Consider the following 17,602-nt stretch of genomic DNA (forward strand, 5'->3'; position numbering starts at 1 on the left):
AGCTCAGCTTTGACTACGCTATATGATGTAATTAGCAAAGGTACTTCCGATGATAAACACACGTTTCCCCGTATTGCTGTCTTATTCTCATATTGCTTAAACTCTCTGAGATTGAGTGAAGCTCTATGCTGTTTATAAGAAATAACATCTGGCTTGCGTTTTACGTCTTCCTTTTGGCAGGTTTTGCTGCGTTTATTTTCATTCTTACGAAGACTCACGAGTCTATCCGGGAAGATGTGAGATTAGAGCAAGAAAATCTGACTCGCATCACCTCTAACTCAGTTGAAGCCACTCTCAGGCAATATGAAACGCTGTTAGATATTCTTGGTCAGGAGCTGTTACACGAAGATAAGTATCTGGATCGAGAGAAAACGATTCAGGAGATAGATAAGTTATATATTGCTTCTCACACGACTCATAACTTCTTTCAGATAGATCTTGATGGCAATATCGTTGTTACAAACTCCCTCTCTCAAGATAAACGCGAATCTTCACTTAACCTGCTGAAAAACCCAAAAGCAAAAGAATCATTTAACCTCACCTTAGACAGTAATGCAGCCGTTATTGGACGGACCTATTTTAGTTACTGGGAAAACGCTCTAATCATCCCGATTCGTAAAACAATTAGAGATGCCAACGGCAAACCGCTATTCATCGTGTCTCTGACCATTAATATTGAGAAAGGTCTGCCATTCTTTTCTAACACTAATGAGCATAGTGCTGATTACAGTGTGTTTATCTATCGAGATCGGGATCGTTATTTCCAGGTAGCACCTAAACGTCTCATCAACAATCCAGCCGTATATGAACATCAGTTTTCTGAAGGCAAAGTCCAAGAAAGCATCGATTATGTCGAAAAGACCTACAATATCAGCTTTGAAACCATTAAAGAGAAGCAAATCGTTACGACCCATGTCACCGGTAAGTTCAACGATGACTCTCAATCGATGATGTCGAATTTCTATATCAAAGAGTTTCAGCTTTGGGTCGGTGTAGAACGAGACACCCAAGTTATTCGACAAAAGTTTTTCCAAGCTGCCACCAATCTATCTTTGGTCTTCTTTTTTGCTTACGCCGTTATTTACTGGCTCTTTAGAGTGATCAGTAATAATGAGAAGAAGAAAGAAGAACTGTTAACTTATAGAGCGACACACGACTTCTTAACCAATCTGCCTAACCGCTATTTTCTGGACAACTACTTTTCAAAGTTAGAAGAGCAAAACAGTTACCACCTACTGTTTGTCGATATGGATAATTTTAAATCAGCCAATGATAACTTCGGCCACGATTATGGCGATCAGGTTCTGATTGAAATCACGAGAAGACTCAAACTAAACACTCAGGATAGAGAATGCCTTGTTGCGAGATACAGCGGTGACGAGTTTGTAGTCGTAGCCTTCAATCTCTCAAGCTTTGAAGCAGAGCGCTTAGCCGAAGATATTTTAGAAGAAATATCTAAGCCCTATCTAATGAGTGGCAATCGTTTAATTTTAAGTGCCAGTATTGGTATATCTCACTGCCCAACCGATGCTAGTTCATTTGAAGAGGTTAAAAGGCTCTCGGACTTTGCCTTGTATGAAGCTAAACATAATAAAAATTGCTACACAGTTTTCCATGAGGAACTAAAGAAGCGCTATCTAGATGACCTCTCACTGGAAACCAAACTTAGGGACGCGATTAAGAATGAGGAAATTTACGTCGTTTTTCAGCCTCAAGTTTCTTCAGAAGGATTATTAAGCGGCCTAGAGTCTCTGGTGCGCTGGCATAGTAAGGAATTTGGCCCTATTCCACCCAACCGCTTCATACCCATCGCAGAAAATTCTGGCCTTATGCCAGAACTTGGACGCTATATCATTCGTAAATCTTTAGATGAGGCTGGAAAATTAACCTCAAGCGATTGCTCAATATCAATTAACGTTTCTATCAAGCAGTTTTTCTCCGATGGCTTTTTTGAGTACTTTTCAGAGCAAGCTGATCAATCCCAAATCAATAAAAGTAGGCTTAAAATCGAGATTACCGAAAGCCTATTTATTCAGGATTTAGATTACGTCCTTGGGATGATAAACCAATTTAAAGCGGAAGGGATATCTGTATCTTTAGATGACTTTGGTACAGGTTACTCATCTTTGAGCTTATTGAAAAACCTACCTATCGATGAGCTAAAAATCGATAAAAGCTTTGTCGATGATATCGTCGAAGACCAAGACGCCAGATTGTTGCTCCAGGGCATCATCGATATAGCCCATAAGATGGGAATAACCATCGTGGCTGAAGGCGTTGAAACATTAGAGCAGAAGCAGATCCTTGACGATCTGGGATGTGAAGTATTTCAGGGTTATTACTTCTACAAGCCGATGCCCATGAAAGAAGCTGCGGAGGAATTTAATTAAGACTCTTGCAGAAACACACCATTCTTACCGCTTTTCTTAACGCGATACATACGTTCATCAGCCACACGCACCAGCGTTTCAAGATCTTGCCCATCCTGAGGGCAGTTTGCCCCCCCAACCGAACAGCTAACCTCTAGGCCTTCAGCAATATGAGCATAGCTCTCATTCATCACATCAAGTAAGCGTTCGGCAAGTCCTGGAGCACAGGTTGCTGTGTCATTACATTGGATAATCATGGCAAATTCATCACCACCTATGCGTGCTACAAAATCTCCTTCTCGTAGCGCAATGCTGAGACGAGAGGCCACTTCCACCAGCACTTTATCGCCGATTTCGTGACCATAGGTATCATTGATCATTTTAAAATCATCTACATCGACAAACAGCACTGTTAAACATTGTTCGCAAGCGGCTGCATTCTGCATGATCTCGTGCCCAGTGGTCATAAAAGCCTTGCGGTTTGGGACACGGGTCAATTCGCAATGATGCGCTTCGTAAGCCATAGCACGCCTTTGCTGCTGCGCTTCTTCTACCTCAGCGGTTGAATTAACCAACGCTTTTTCAACCTCACGCTTTTCTGCAATCAATTGGACGAATCGATTCATAACATCGTGATAATGATAGGCAGCAAGTACCACAAAAGGCATCGCTAACAAACCTATGAGAAGCGCATTAATTAGGTTAGTAATTTGCCTGTTCATATCCCGAGTGACAGCTTCGTGAAAACGGTTATTTTCTTGCTGAAGTAATGCTAACGCAGCCAACGCAGGAGAATCATCAATACGCACTTGTCTATCAATCTGTTGAGTCGGAGCTCCTCTTTCTACCGCCATCTGCGCCACATGAAGATTATCTCGGTACATCTGCAGCGTCTGTTGAATCACTAACAGTGCTTGGCTCTCTTTACTATTAAGATCTAAGGCCGAATAGAGTGAAATAATTTGAGTAGATTTTTCTATGTCACCACGTAAGCGCACAAGCAAACTTTGCTCTTGTCGTAGGACATAGTTTTTAAAATTGTGGATAAAACCACCGTATCCAATGGAACGATGCAACTCAGAAAGGGCCGTTGCACGGCTCTCGGAGGTATAACTATAAGCAGCCCAAGCATCTCTTACCCCCGAGGATAGGAACAAAAGAAGCCCTCCCATCAGCAAAATAACGATGGATAGAGAAACAGCTAGTATCGTAATGCGACGACTAAATCGCTTACGTAATAAACGTCCTTCCATGACGTACAGCACCTATATGGCCGACTAAAAACCGCCAAAAATGTAGGTGTATATAATAGTCTGTTTGTTTAGAGGGTCAAGATATAGCCTATTAGACTTACTGCGAAGCACAATTCTAATAAGCTACTCTGAATTTTGCTGAATTAACAGCTGATTACCGCTACTAGCATCTAGGTTAAGTAGGCTTTATTCCTCGCCTTCAGGTTGTTCTTGCGTACTGTTATTCACTTCCAGGCTATCTACACGTTGATAGCCTCTTGGTAGCTTATTACCTCGTCGGCCTCGCTCACCACGATAGTGTTCAATATCAGCAGGCTTAAGTTTCAAGTGTTGACGGCCAGCATGTACCAGCAAAGTATCTTCTGGAGAGAACACGGCTAAGGCAACCACCAATTCCTCTCGAGCAGAGGCTCTTGCAGATGGGATATTGATAATCTTATTACCTTTACCACGTGCCAGTTGTGGTAGTTCAGACACAGGGAAGACCAGTAAGCGTCCTTCATTTGTCACTGCAGCCAAAAGAGAATCTTCGACTGAACTCATCGTGATTGGCTGTAAGATCTGAGCGTTTTTAGGCAGGGTTAATGCCGCCTTACCGTTTTTAGTTTTGCTGGTCAGATCAGAGATCTTCGCGATAAAGCCATAACCCGCATCAGACGCCATCAAGACTTGATCGTTATCCTTACCTGCAATCGCGGCATCAACCGTGGAACCTTTTGGTAGCGTGATACGCCCAGTTACGGGCTCACCTTGTCCACGTGCTGACGGTAGATTATGGGTCTCGATAGTGAAACTTCGACCCGTGGTATCTAATAGGAGGGTCGGCTGATTAGTGCGGCCCTTACAACTTAACTTAAAGGCATCGCCGGATTTGTAATTGAGGCCCTCGGCATCAATGTCATGACCTTTTGCGGCACGAATCCAGCCCTGCTTAGAGATCACGACGGTTACAGGATCCGAAGACAGAAGATCTTTCTCACTGAATGCCTGCGCTTCTTCACGCTCTACGATTGGTGAGCGGCGGTCATCACCATACTCTTCAGCTGCATCTTGGATCTCTTTTTTGATCAGTTTACGCATCTTAGAATCAGAACCTAGAATACCTTCCAGCTTCTTACGCTCTTCTTCCAGCTCGTTCTGTTCAGACTGGATCTTAAACTCTTCCAGTTTCGCCAAGTGACGAAGTTTAAGGTCTAAAATCGCATCGGCTTGAATCTCAGTCAGTCCAAAGCGTTTAACCAGCTCTGCTTTTGGATCTTCCTCATGACGGATAATCGCAATCACCTCATCAATATTGAGATACGCGACCATCAAACCTTCGAGGATATGTAGGCGATCCAAAACCTTAGCCAAACGGTGGTTTAAGCGCTTGCGCACAATCTCAGTACGCCAGCTCAGCCATTCAACCAAAATCTGGCGAAGGTCTTTAACTTGCGGCTTACCGTCCACACCAATCATGTTCATATTCACACGATAAGTGCGTTCAAGATCAGTAGAAGCAAAGAGGTGGGCCATTAACTGCTCGACATCTACACGATTCGAGCGCGGGATAATCACCAAGCGTGTTGGATTTTCGTGATCGGATTCATCACGCAGATCGCTCACCATCGGCAGCTTTTTCTGCTGCATCTGAGCGGCGATCTGTTCCAAAATTTTAGCGCCCGAAACTTGATGCGGCAGTGCCGTGATAACGATTTCGCCCTGCTCTTTCGTGTACACGGCACGCATACGTACCGAGCCACGACCCGTTTCGTAAACCTTCTTCAGCTCTCGACGGGAAGTGATGATCTCCGCATCGGTTGGCATATCGGGGCCAGGAACGATCTCAGTAATCTCGTCCAGATCAGCACGCGGGTTATCTAGCAAGTGAACACAAGCTTGAGCCACTTCACGGAGGTTGTGCGGCAGAATATCGGTCGCCATACCTACAGCGATACCCGTTGTGCCATTCAACAACACATTTGGTAAACGCGCAGGCAGAATCGCCGGCTCACGCATAGTGCCATCGAAGTTTGGTACCCAATCAACTGTACCTTGGCTGATTTCAGACAGTAAAACTTCGGCATAACGGGCTAAACGGGATTCGGTATAACGCATCGCTGCGAAGGATTTAGGGTCATCTGGAGAACCCCAGTTACCCTGACCATCAACCAACGGATAGCGATAACTGAACGGCTGCGCCATCAATACCATCGCTTCATAACAAGCAGAATCACCGTGCGGGTGGAATTTACCTAACACATCACCCACAGTACGTGCTGACTTCTTGTATTTTGCAGACGCTTTTAGGCCAAGTTCAGACATCGCATAGATGATGCGACGCTGAACCGGCTTCATGCCGTCACCTACATGCGGCAACGCACGATCCAAAATCACGTACATGGAGTAATCCAGATACGCTTTCTCGGTAAAATCTTTTAACGCGAGGCGTTCAGTGCCATCTTCGAAGGTTGTTTGTACCGTCATAATTCACATTACACTCGTAATAAGCTCAACTCGCTGCTATAACACAAACCTAGCAACCAGCTGTAAAAACTATCCTGTTTCTCTGTCTACAGTGACTGATCACAGAGAAATTCATGCTACTTTCAACGTCTAAACGTCTGCCAAGTTACCTTTGCTCTGCAACCAGTCTTTACGGTCACCTGAGCGTTTCTTAGCTAACAGCATATCCATCACTTCGTTTGTGCCATCACCCGGCTCTACCGTTAGCTGTACAAGACGGCGAGTATCCGGCGACATGGTTGTCTCACGTAGCTGAAGTGGGTTCATCTCACCCAGACCTTTGAATCGCTGCACACCAATTTTGGCATTCTTACGATCCGCTTTAATACGCTCGATAATGCCATCCTTCTCAGCGTCATCCAGTGCGTAGAACACCTCTTTCGCGACATCGATTCGATAAAGCGGTGGCATTGCTACATAAACGTGACCTGCAGTTACCAGCGGCTTGAAGTGACGTACGAACAATGCACACAGCAGCGTGGCGATATGTAGACCGTCGGAGTCCGCATCGGCCAGAATACAGATTTTGCCGTAACGCAGACCATCAAAGTTTTCTGAAGCAGGCTCCACACCAATCGCCACGGAGATATCATGGATCTCTTGTGAACCTAAAACTTCAGTTGGATCAACTTCCCAAGTGTTTAGGATCTTACCGCGCAGAGGCATGATCGCCTGAAACTCACGATCACGTGCTTGTTTAGCAGAACCACCCGCAGAGTCACCCTCTACCAGGAACAGCTCTGATTGCATCGCATCGCCACCGGAGCAGTCAGCCAATTTACCAGGCAGTGCGGGCCCTTGCGTCACCTTTTTACGCACAACCTTTTTATTGGAACGCATACGGCGTTGAGCATTAGAGATAACAACCTCTGCAAGTTGCTCACCCTCTTCTACATGGCGATTTAGCCACAGGGAGAAAGCGTCTTTAATCGTACCGGAGATAAAGGCTGCGATTTCGCGGGAAGATAAACGTTCTTTGGTTTGACCGGCGAACTGCGGATCCTGCATTTTGGCAGAAAGGACGTAACAACACTTATCCCAAACATCATCCGCAGTAAGCTTAACTCCGCGAGGTAGCAAGTTACGGAATTCACAGAACTCACGCATCGCTTCAAGCAAACCTGTACGCAGACCGTTTACATGAGTACCACCTTGGGCCGTAGGGATCAGGTTCACATAACTTTCACAGGTCATCTCGCCACCTTCCGGCAGCCACTGTACGGCCCATTCAACTGCATCGAGCTCGCCCTGTAGAGAACCTGAGAATGGTTCAGCTGGCAGCACTTCAAAGACCTGAGTGGTGCCTTTTAGGTAATCAACCAATCCATCTTCGTAATACCACTCTTCCTTCTCACGCTTGGCCCCCGTCAGATCGGTAAAGGTCACCTTTAAGCCAGGACAAAGAACTGCTTTAGCACGTAGATTATGCTTTAAACGTGAAACACTGAATTTATGGGTATCAAAGTATTGTGGATCAGGCAGGAAACGAACCGTAGTACCGGTGTTGCGCTTACCGCAAGTATCAATCACTTCTAGGTCAGATACTTTTTCACCGTCGGCAAAGCCAATACGATAAACCTGACTGTCGCGACGTACCTGAACTTCTAACAACTTAGATAAGGCATTTACAACCGATACACCAACACCGTGTAAACCACCGGAATAGTTGTAGTTATCGTTGTTAAACTTACCACCCGCATGTAGTTTACACAGGATCAACTCGACCCCGCTGACACCCTGCTCTGGGTGGATATCCACAGGCATGCCTCGACCATCATCGGTCACGCTTAAGGACTGATCTTTATTCAGAACCACATCAATCTGTTTAGCGTGACCGGCAAGCGCTTCATCCACCGAGTTATCGATGACCTCTTGCGCCAAATGGTTTGGACGATCCGTTTCCGTGTACATCCCCGGACGACGTCTAACCGGGTCTAGACCACTAAGAACTTCTATGGAACCAGCGTTGTATTGCTTGGACATCAAATACTTTCCTGTCGCAAAACTTTATCTATGAATCAACGTTTAACGATATTTAAATCGGTTGCGCTTCGGGCAGATCAATACGCCCTTCTGCAAACGCCATAATGGCTGGAATCAGGTTTTCAAATTGCTCGAAACCATGACTACCACCAGGCTGAACAAACTGCGGCGATGCTGAAAATTTCTCGACCGCTTCTCGGTAATCCAGTGTTTCATCTGCCGTTTGGGTTAATAGCAGATAAGCTTCTGGCCGCTCGATCTCTTGGCAATTTAATGCCAACACTTGCGTCAAATGTTCTTGGGTAAGCTCGTACTCTTCACCAGAATACAGATTCACATTAGGCCCAAGATACTGAGGCAACAGTTCAAACGGTCTTACCGATGGATTAATTAAAACCGTACGCACATGATCATAATGTTCAGTGAGCCATGTACTGTAATAACCACCCAGCGAACTTCCTAATAAGATGATTGGTCGCTGTTGGTTTTGCTCAACAAGAGCGCGTAACTGCTCCATAGCTTCTGCTGGCCAGTGGGATAGCTCTGGCACCATCACCTGATCGCCTAAACCTTTACCCTGCAGATATTCGACAAACAACCTCGCCTTCATCGATTGCGGCGAGCTGTTGAAGCCATGAACGTATATATAAAGCGGTGTATTCATTTTCTTCCTCTGGCAAAGAACTTACCGGAGGGGAAAGCAAGGCGCAATAGCCAGTAAAGCTATGCGGGTAATCTAATCACTTGTTGGTTAATTTTCCCACAAGAATAAAGCTGATAACGGCCATAAGCTGGCCCGGCTAGCTTAGGATCATCTTCCACTTCGGAACTGTCTGTCTGACCTTTAAACTGCGCAGCAGTCGCAGGCACAGAGAATAGTTGAATATCCCCTCTCTGAAGCGCCCAGCTTTGATGCACATGACCAAAGATAACGCCTTTCACTTGTGGATAAGGTTCAACAATTTGCCAAAACTGATCAGCATTAACTAAACAGATCTCATCCTGCCATCGGCTTTTTACAGACACAGGATGGTGATGCAGAACTAATAGCACGTGTTGATCAGGCGCTATCTGGCTTAATTCAGCTTTTAAAAAGATCAATTCTGACTCAGACAGCGAACCGCTACCTTTGCCATCAGGATTTGAACTACTATCTAAAAAGATCAGGTTCCAAGCGCCAAACGTTTTTACCCGTGGCGATAACTCACTATCTGCAAAGCGCGCCATCTCCTCTGGCAGGTCATGATTACCAGGAATCCAATAACTTGGGTAAGGAAGCTGATCGACATAAGAAACCAAACGATCATAGGCATTAGGTGCGTGATGTGTCAGATCACCCGTGAGTAACAAGGCATCAGCTGATTGAGATTCGATCTCCGATATCACTTGTTGAAAGCGTTGCTCAACATTCACACCTTTCAACAACATATCTGGCTCTTGTTGCAGGTGCATATCACTGACTTGGAGCAGAGTAATGGTTTCAGCCACTGAATACGGGTTCCATGCTGTGGCCGTGGTTTAAGCACTCGCTCAACCACTCGCCCAGATATTCATTCAGCTGAATTTTTTCATCAGGCAGGTGCATATTTTTGTTGGGGTAGGGGTAGACACCGGAGAGCTGTTTACGACGCTGCATACAGATTACCTCAGCCATGCCAGCATCGTGGTAAAGACGCACCACTAGCCCTGGTGCTTCTAGCCATGGAGAACTCGATTCAAAGCGATGGCTAATCAACAAGGTGGTCGTATACTTGAATCGCTCATCAACCTGCAGACGCAGATAGGCAGTATGCTCAGGCCAACTCACCTGAAACTCGCGTTCATCACAGTCATCCAGATCCGGTAATAGCTTCATAATACGAGCATAGTTAGCCTCGCAATGCGCCATCTGCCGAGTTAGATCTGGAATATATTTCCGCTTCATCTGCCTATCCGATTTTTTTTAATACTCACTGCCATCGCTGATCGAGCGCTGACTTATTTAACTGTAGCCACTGCAGCGCAATTATCGCAGGGGCATTATTAATTATACCTTGTTGTACTAATTCAAAGGCATCTTCCACCGGAATAACATGCACTTTGATATCTTCGCCCTCTTCAGGCAAACCATGGATGCCTTCGACACCACTGGAATCCACCTGAGCACAAAGTAGATCAATATACTCTCGCGTTGCTCCAGTGCTCGGTGAGAAACGGGTAATGTGCTTAATCTCACCTAACTGCGCACCAGCTTCTTCGACTGCTTCACGGCGAGCGACATCTTCAGTGGTTTCACCTTTCTCGACGATACCTGCCACCAGCTCCAACAACCAAGGCCCATCTGGGCTATCAAATGCTCCCACACGAAACTGCTCAATCAAAACAACTGATTGCTTAACCGCATCATAGAGCAGCGCACATACAGCATCATCTCGGTAAAACAGCTCACGCTGGATCTCTATTTCACTGCCAGCAAAAGTTTTATGCCGCAGATAGAGTTTGTGCATTTGAAAGAAACCATCGTACAGGGTTTCTTGTTTATCGATGTTGAAATCTTTTTGACCAAAACTTGGTTGCCATTTCTCAGACATGTGCTGTTCCTGTCATTGACTAGCGAATAACTCACTATATCAATTAACCAGCTCATCAAGCCAATTGATCAAGACATTTAGAAATGAAGAAGGAGATGTTAGCCCTGAGTAACAGGGCTAAGATAGAAATTTAAGCTTACGCAAAGCACCTTAAGCTATCGGCTACCGATGTAGTAATACAACGCCGACGGGATACAAACATCGCGCTCTCAGCAGACTTTTTAGCTTCTTTTTTGGCCATTGCCGCAAGCTCCGCCACCTCATGAAAGCTGTTACAACAGCAAGGATCAGGGTGAACAACACCGACAGCTAAGCCCAAAAATGAGAAAAAGGTGCGATTATCCTGACGATCACTCGCCCAGATTCCACCCGCTTTGAGATCCGCATCGCAGTAGAAGCCTTTTACAGCTTTATCGAACTCGCGAATGATCCGCTCACAACTCAACTGCCAATCAGGAGAGCGATAGATCACCACAAAGTCATCGCCCCCAACATGGCCGATGAAATTTGAATCATAAGAGGCATGTTGCACCAGTAATTCGCCCAACAAGCGAATCACCTGATCCCCTTTGGAATAGCCGTAGCAATCGTTAAAGGGTTTAAAGTTATTCAGATCAAAATAAGCGACATGAAAGTCTGCCGATTGATTAAGCAACGCATCCACTTCGTTATTGATCGGGACATTACCCGGCAAAAGCGTCAGCGGGTTGGCGTATTGCGCATTTTGTACTTTGAGTTCGGTTAAGCGCTTCAACAGATCTCGCACATTACCCATACCAACATAGAGATCGTTCTGGGTAATAACCAAATCCTGCTGGATCTCATTCTGCTCATTCTCTGTGATAAGCCGAGAGACCTCATCCAAGCTCATCCCGGCATCCACAATAAGAACGTCATGGGACAAGATCCGCTCGACCGGTTTCGTACCATAAAGCGCTCGACCATATTGGGTAGAGAAAAGCTCAAACAAACTGGACCTTCTCACTACACCTTGGGGTACGCCTTCATGCACAACCGGTAGAGAGCTTACTTCGGGGTGCGTCCTAAATAGGTCACTCACCGATAGCACTGTATCTTGAATCGAAACGGTTGGGGCGTTGCGCAATAGAGAGTGAGCCGTCTCACAGTTCTCAACTCGAGGGGCATTTGCAGATTCGTAGACATCAACAACTGGAGGCTCTACTGTTTGCGGCTCTGGGCTTGGATAACCAAGGTAAAAACCTTGGCCAATATTGATCCCCAGCTCTTTGATCGTTTTGACTTCTTCTTGACGTTCAATCCCTTCAGCAATGACTTTGCAGCCCATGGTATTACTGATGTTATAGATCGATCGTACAAATTCACGTTTCACCGGATCACTATCAATATCGGAGATAAAATGGCGATCAATTTTGACGTATTCAGGTTTTAGCTCCGACCACAATTTCAAGCCAGAGTAACCTGTTCCCAAATCATCTACCGCTACTTGGAACCCCATATTTCGGTAGTGCTCAACGGCAGCATGAGTCAGGCCCTGCTGATCAAAAGGATGCTGCTCGGATAACTCAATAACAATATCCGAAATAGAGATACCCAGCTCTTGTAGCAGCTCAGCTGTAAAGCCTTCGGTGTGCTCTGGCGTCCCTAACAAAGAAGCACTGATATTAAGAAAGAGCTGCCCACCAGGGTTCAACTCTGCAAATGCTTCAAGGGATTTGCGTCGAGATAACAACTCAAGTGTATGTAACAAATTGTTTTCAATTGCCGTCTGGAACAACGCGCCAGGCGAAGCCATAACCGTACCCGCAGGTCCTCTAATTAAGGCTTCATGACCAATAACAACATTGTTTTTTAAATCAACAATCGGCTGAAAATGTGGATAAAGTGATTCTGATTCTAAAATATCGAAAAGATACTTACGACGTGACTCAGCATCCACTTCATTTGTTGCAAGCAACATACTACTCACCTGTGACGCATTACTCTTAGACGCACAGGCTAGCGATAAAGGATGACACTTAAGTGACAGAAGCAAAAAATCTACTATTTATATGGGTGGATAACTGCCCAAATATTAGACAAGCCTAATCAAGCTCGCCTAATGTAAACTGTCTCAGCATCTGAATCTCTTCTGCCCAGATCGTCTCATCAATCGTTTCCAGCACTAACGGTATCCCTCGGAAACGATCATCACGCATAATGAATTTAAAGACCTCTAAACCGATCTCTCCCTGACCTAGACTGTGATGGCGATCCAAACGCGAGTCTAAACCACCTTTAGAGTCATTCAGGTGCATACCTTTAAGGTATTCAAAACCGACGATCTTGGCGAAATCTTCGAATACCTCAGCACAACTCTCTTGAGTACGAATATCGTAGCCAGCCGCAAACATGTGACAAGTATCAATACACACACCTACGCGGCTCTTATCTTCTACTTGATCAATAATGGCGGCCAACTGCTCAAAGCTAAAACCAAGGTTGCTTCCTTGGCCCGCTGTATTTTCAATGACCGCCACAACGGATTCAGTTTGCGCAATTGCCCAGTTAAGCGACTCAGCAATCTTAGCAATACACTCCTCTTCACTGATCTTGCGCAGATGACTACCCGGATGAAAATTAAGATAAACCAAGCCCAACTGCTCACAGCGCTGCATCTCATCTAAGAAAGCATCACGAGACTTCTGCAACGCTTCCTCTTCAGGATGGCCCAAGTTAATGAGATAGGAATCATGAGGTAGAATCTGCTCCGGCTTAAAATTTAGCGCAGCGCAGTTTTTCTTAAATGACGCGATCGTCTTGGAATCTAAAGGCTTTGCCACCCAACGCCGCTGATTGTTAACTGTTTTAACTAAGCATAAAATACCCTTATCAACTGACAGGGATATTTAGCATGAAAGCTTATTCGTACATAAGATTTAGTAAACAGTCGCAAGCTCAAGGAGACTCGTACAGAAGACAGTCTGAGCAAGTGAAAGAGTACTGCAATAAGCATAATTTAATCCTCTCGAATCAAACTTTTGAAGATTTAGGCATTAGCGCATACAGCGGTGACAATATCTCTACTGGAGCTTTATCTCTTTTCATAGAGGGCGTTAAATCAAAAGCCATCCCTACCCCTTGCTATCTACTACTAGAGAACCTTGATCGACTCTCTAGAGCTGAGATAAAAAGAGCTACAATGCTCTTCCTTGATCTTTTAGACCGAAATGTAACCCTCGTCACCTTATCTGATTCCAAAGTTTACGATTCAAATTCTGAAATGGTGGACGTTATGCAAGCCATAATGATCCTAAACCGAGGATGGGAAGAATCAGAAACTAAATCAAAACGAGTTAGAGCAGCCAAACAAGCTAAAAGAGAAACAACCTTAGCTGGTGAAACTAAATTTACTGGCAACTGCCCTAAGTGGCTAAAGTTAAATAAAGAAACTCAAACCTTTGAAGAGATACCAGAGTTTGTAGATACCTTAAAACGGATCTTTGATATGAGGTCAAAAGGCTACGGTATCGTTAAGATTCTAAAGACTCTCAATGAAGAGGGAACTATCGCTTTTGGTTCGAAAACTGTTAAAGACGAAAACGGTCAACCAGTTAAGGATAAGAAGACAGGAAAGATCAAAAAAGTCCCTTCCCAGTGGTCACAGACAACAGTGGTTAATTATCTTAAATCCAAAGCCGTTATTGGAGAATTCCAACTAAGGCAAGATGGTGTACCTATAGGCGATCCTATTCCTAATTACTTTCCTACCGTAATAGAACCAGAGCTGTTTTATCGAGTTCAAGACACATTCGGAAAAGTCACTAGGGGTAGGACTGCAACTTTCAGGAATCCTTTGGTAGGTTTACTAAGCTGTCATGTTTGTGGTGGCCCTATCAAGTTCGATCACGTTGCACCAAGGAAAGGTAGAAGACATGCTCCTAAAAAGTACCTACGCTGTAAAAGCACCTACGAAAAGAAACACAAATGCTTCGATGGGATGATTAACTTTACTGGTGTTTTAAATTCTGTAATAGCTCTCACAGCTTACCTAAACTTCAGTAAGATAAACTCAGAAGACCATGATGCTCTGACAGCAAAATTATCAAAACTGGATATACAGAAAAAAGGTATAGAAGATAAGCTCAAGAACTACTCTGCTGCAATTGCTGACGGTCTTAATACTTCAATTGTTATAGATGACATGAACAAGCTGTCTACTGAGCTTGAACAGATCAAAGTAGATATAGAAACAACCAAAGCTAGCTTATCAAGTATTCAACCTTCTGAGTCTCTTGAGGGTATAGAGAAGCTTGATCTAGAAACTGAACAAGGTAGAAGAAATCTAAACTTATTTCTTAAACAATACGTTGAGAAGATCCAAGTTGATAAGAACAATGTTTACATCACGTTCTTTTCACAACAAATTCCTCATCCGGTATGTGCTCCTCTAGGTTTGAATTATTCAGATCCAGAGGTATTAGAAGATCGTATAGATCAAACAGATATGGCCTTGAATATAGATTCCTACTTTGAATTTGATGAACCTCCAGTAAAAGATTCATTAATATAAATTCCGATACATTCAGACACGCCACAAGAGCTTGTAAGCGCATTTACCAATAGAATCAAGTAGTTAGTCATATAGAACAAAATCATCTCTCAAGCACTCACACAAGCTCTCATGCGGCTTCTTAATTGACTTTGAAACAGCTTCAACAAGTTAAGCAGATCCACCTCGAATCACGTAGACAACTGAAATTCTGACTGATCACTTATTTACTATAAGTACTTCCCATAGAATGAGGTCTAGAGACATATTAACTATTGATTAAACAACAACCAATACAGTCTAATTAATTGATTTTATTAAATAAATTATTAGTAAAGTTACCGTAATACCTTATCAGTTTTCCCCTTAGCCGCTTTTTCAATGATGTTAATTTCTCCACTTCAAATGCTAAATGGCATTTCTCCTAAAGAAGCCCTAATCAGTCCTCTGATTGGTTTTTTCTTTTCTACAGTTTTCCACAGACATAAAAAAGGCCACCAAAATGGCAGCCTGTTCACTTAAGGAGCTGTAGAGCTTCTACAATCCTAAATCCTTTCTAACTCTCTGTACGGTGCTAGGAGAACAATTCAACTTAGCTGCAATCTTCCTTACACTATTACCTGCTTCTAGCTCACTCTTGATCTCAGAGCGTAGACGGACATCTTTACTACGTCCTTTATACTTACCTTCTTCCTTAGCCCTTTCAATACCGATAGCTTGCTTCTCTAGCATCTCTGTCCGTTGCATTTCTGCTACAGCCGCCAATGTCGTGACAACCATCTTGCCTGTACTTGATGTGATATCCAGATCACCTAGAGCACTGATGATTAATCGAACCTGCTTCTCTCTGAATGTTTCCTCTAGCTCCAGAACATCTTTGACACTACGACCTAGACGAGAAATGTCATAAACGATTACAGAGTCACCTTTACGTACCTTATCGATCAACCTCTGAAGTACTGGTCTGTTGTCAGTATCCTTACCAGAACGTTTCTCGGTTAATACTTCATCTACAGGGCCGTGAACCTTTTCTAGCTCTACTACCTGTTGATCTACGTTCTGATCTTCTGTTGATACTCGTGCATAGATGAATTTCATAACTGATCTCCTTAAGTGTTGGAGCCAGTATATGGTTTAACTCCAATGTGCGCAATAGAGTATGATCTAAGTGTTACGATTTTACTGCATACACTTTTAACGTTTTTACTGGGTTTTAGAGGAGAAATTATCAGGACATTCTAGGTTCAGGGTTAAAAGCACACAGTTTCACTCATTAATGAATACACTTTCTATCTACTTTCCAGTAACCAACCCGATAAAGCCTCCACAATCATTCCTAGAAGCCTTACCAAGCTATTGAGCAATCCACCAGCAACAATATTGAATCTGGATGAGATAACACTCAGGAAGGCTTGGGAAGGTGATACAGGGAATGTGTGAAGGCTGGTGTCATCTTTTTAAATTCCGATGAGATCTACAGAGGGGTGGATAGCTTGTCTAAACACCTAGACATATAAGAAGCTATTTATCTTTTTGAACCGAGGTTTTTACCAGAGACTGAAAAAGGAGGTCTGAATTTTGGAGGAATTTAGGAATGCGAATATTGAATGTAGTTCGAACTATATTTAGGAGGAGTTCTGGAGTAACTATACAAGAATTGTACAATCTTAATCACAGCTAACGAGGGACCACCATAAAGCTGTACAATTTATAAAGATTTAAGAAATAACGTTAAAAGAGGATAGATCAGAAGAGGAGAATAATAGTGACCCGAGACCGTATTCTTTAAAGTATGTTATAGAATCTTTATAAGATATTTCAAAAGACTTGAATGTTTTATTTCGTTTCTATGTGTTTACTTATTTGATTTGATAAGAGACGTTATAAATACTTATTAAGTAGTTCTTAATATATTTTATACTCGATTTCAAGTCTTGTCAAGCCTTTTTTAGTCTTAGTGCCTAAAACCTCCCATAAGCCAGTATAAGAGACTTTACCAGCAAGCCATACAAACACAAGAAAAACAAACAAAGACCTCTTAAAAGACCTTACAGAGGCCTCTATGGATATTTATAGTATTTTAACACCATCCCCCTGAAGATTTTAGCCAAGCAGTCCACTATAGGAACAGATAGTAATGATTAGCAGTAAATACACAACCATTTGGGGGGGGTTATAGGGTATTAATGTACTCGATGAACATCCCTTAATGGATGCCCATCTAGACAGATATGAGAATGGGTAACTCACTAAATTCTAGTGACAAGTTGTAACGTTCCCATTTTGTACACATGTTATAGGTCTGCTTGATGAATGGTTTTCTGAGCTTTTTTTGAGGTCATCACTTAGCTTGTTTAGTGTGGCATTTACATGCGCGCTTCTCCTAGCTTGATGATTTTGCATATGACCATA

The 17,602-nt window shown here is 43.6% G+C and carries 12 protein-coding genes; 2 read left to right on the forward strand and 10 right to left on the reverse strand.

The window, feature by feature from the left end; genetic code table 11:
- Positions 1-125 precede the first annotated feature (125 nt).
- Positions 126-2,390, forward strand: coding sequence for an EAL domain-containing protein (locus ACMXYU_RS15015; protein WP_415899325.1), 2,265 nt, complete (start codon positions 126-128; stop codon positions 2,388-2,390).
- On the opposite strand, the gene ACMXYU_RS15020 is transcribed toward ACMXYU_RS15015, so the two are convergent.
- The 9 genes from ACMXYU_RS15020 to nfo form a co-directional block, all read right to left on the reverse strand.
- Complete coding sequence (locus tag ACMXYU_RS15020) at positions 2,387-3,622, reverse strand: diguanylate cyclase (RefSeq protein WP_415899326.1); 1,236 nt, start codon at positions 3,620-3,622, stop codon at positions 2,387-2,389. The genes ACMXYU_RS15015 and ACMXYU_RS15020 overlap by 4 nt on opposite strands.
- 186 nt (positions 3,623-3,808) lie before the next feature.
- Positions 3,809-6,088, reverse strand: a complete 2,280-nt coding sequence (gene parC / locus ACMXYU_RS15025) for a DNA topoisomerase IV subunit A (protein WP_415899327.1) — start codon at positions 6,086-6,088, stop codon at positions 3,809-3,811.
- 129 nt (positions 6,089-6,217) lie between these two features.
- Positions 6,218-8,110 carry a DNA topoisomerase IV subunit B gene (parE, locus tag ACMXYU_RS15030; protein WP_415899328.1) on the reverse strand — a complete coding sequence of 631 codons (1,893 nt, stop codon included), beginning with the start codon at positions 8,108-8,110 and terminating at the stop codon, positions 6,218-6,220.
- Positions 8,111-8,162: 52 nt separating this feature from the next.
- A complete protein-coding gene (locus ACMXYU_RS15035) occupies positions 8,163-8,774 on the reverse strand; it encodes a YqiA/YcfP family alpha/beta fold hydrolase (protein ID WP_415899329.1) in 612 nt (203 codons plus the stop codon).
- Between the two features lie 59 nt (positions 8,775-8,833).
- On the reverse strand, positions 8,834-9,598 hold the full coding sequence (locus tag ACMXYU_RS15040) for a metallophosphoesterase (protein WP_415899330.1): 765 nt from the start codon (positions 9,596-9,598) through the stop codon (positions 8,834-8,836).
- A complete protein-coding gene (locus ACMXYU_RS15045; protein WP_415882542.1) occupies positions 9,591-10,034 on the reverse strand; it encodes a DUF1249 domain-containing protein in 444 nt (147 codons plus the stop codon). The genes ACMXYU_RS15040 and ACMXYU_RS15045 overlap by 8 nt, the downstream gene beginning before the upstream one ends.
- Before the next feature lie 25 nt (positions 10,035-10,059).
- Positions 10,060-10,680, reverse strand: coding sequence for an NUDIX domain-containing protein (locus ACMXYU_RS15050; protein WP_415882543.1), 621 nt, complete (start codon positions 10,678-10,680; stop codon positions 10,060-10,062).
- Positions 10,681-10,816: 136 nt separating this feature from the next.
- Positions 10,817-12,619: an EAL domain-containing protein gene (locus ACMXYU_RS15055; RefSeq protein WP_415899331.1), complete on the reverse strand. Its 1,803-nt coding sequence runs from the start codon at positions 12,617-12,619 to the stop codon at positions 10,817-10,819.
- A 124-nt stretch (positions 12,620-12,743) separates the two neighbouring features.
- Complete coding sequence (gene nfo, locus ACMXYU_RS15060) at positions 12,744-13,547, reverse strand: deoxyribonuclease IV (RefSeq protein ID WP_415901134.1); 804 nt, start codon at positions 13,545-13,547, stop codon at positions 12,744-12,746.
- Positions 13,548-13,552: 5 nt separating this feature from the next.
- Here nfo and ACMXYU_RS15065 point away from each other — a divergent pair, with 5 nt between their 5' ends.
- Positions 13,553-15,211 carry a recombinase family protein gene (locus ACMXYU_RS15065; RefSeq protein ID WP_415899332.1) on the forward strand — a complete coding sequence of 553 codons (1,659 nt, stop codon included), beginning with the start codon at positions 13,553-13,555 and terminating at the stop codon, positions 15,209-15,211.
- A gap of 516 nt (positions 15,212-15,727) precedes the next feature.
- On the opposite strand, the gene ACMXYU_RS15070 is transcribed toward ACMXYU_RS15065, so the two are convergent.
- Positions 15,728-16,288 (reverse strand): recombinase family protein, encoded by a 561-nt coding sequence (locus tag ACMXYU_RS15070; protein WP_415899333.1) that lies wholly within the window; start codon positions 16,286-16,288, stop codon positions 15,728-15,730.
- Between the last annotated feature and the right edge of the window lie 1,314 nt (positions 16,289-17,602).

It is taken from the genome of Neptuniibacter sp. QD48_11 (assembly GCF_047778095.1).
In the GTDB taxonomy this organism is placed as follows: Bacteria; Pseudomonadota; Gammaproteobacteria; order Pseudomonadales; family Balneatricaceae; genus Neptuniibacter.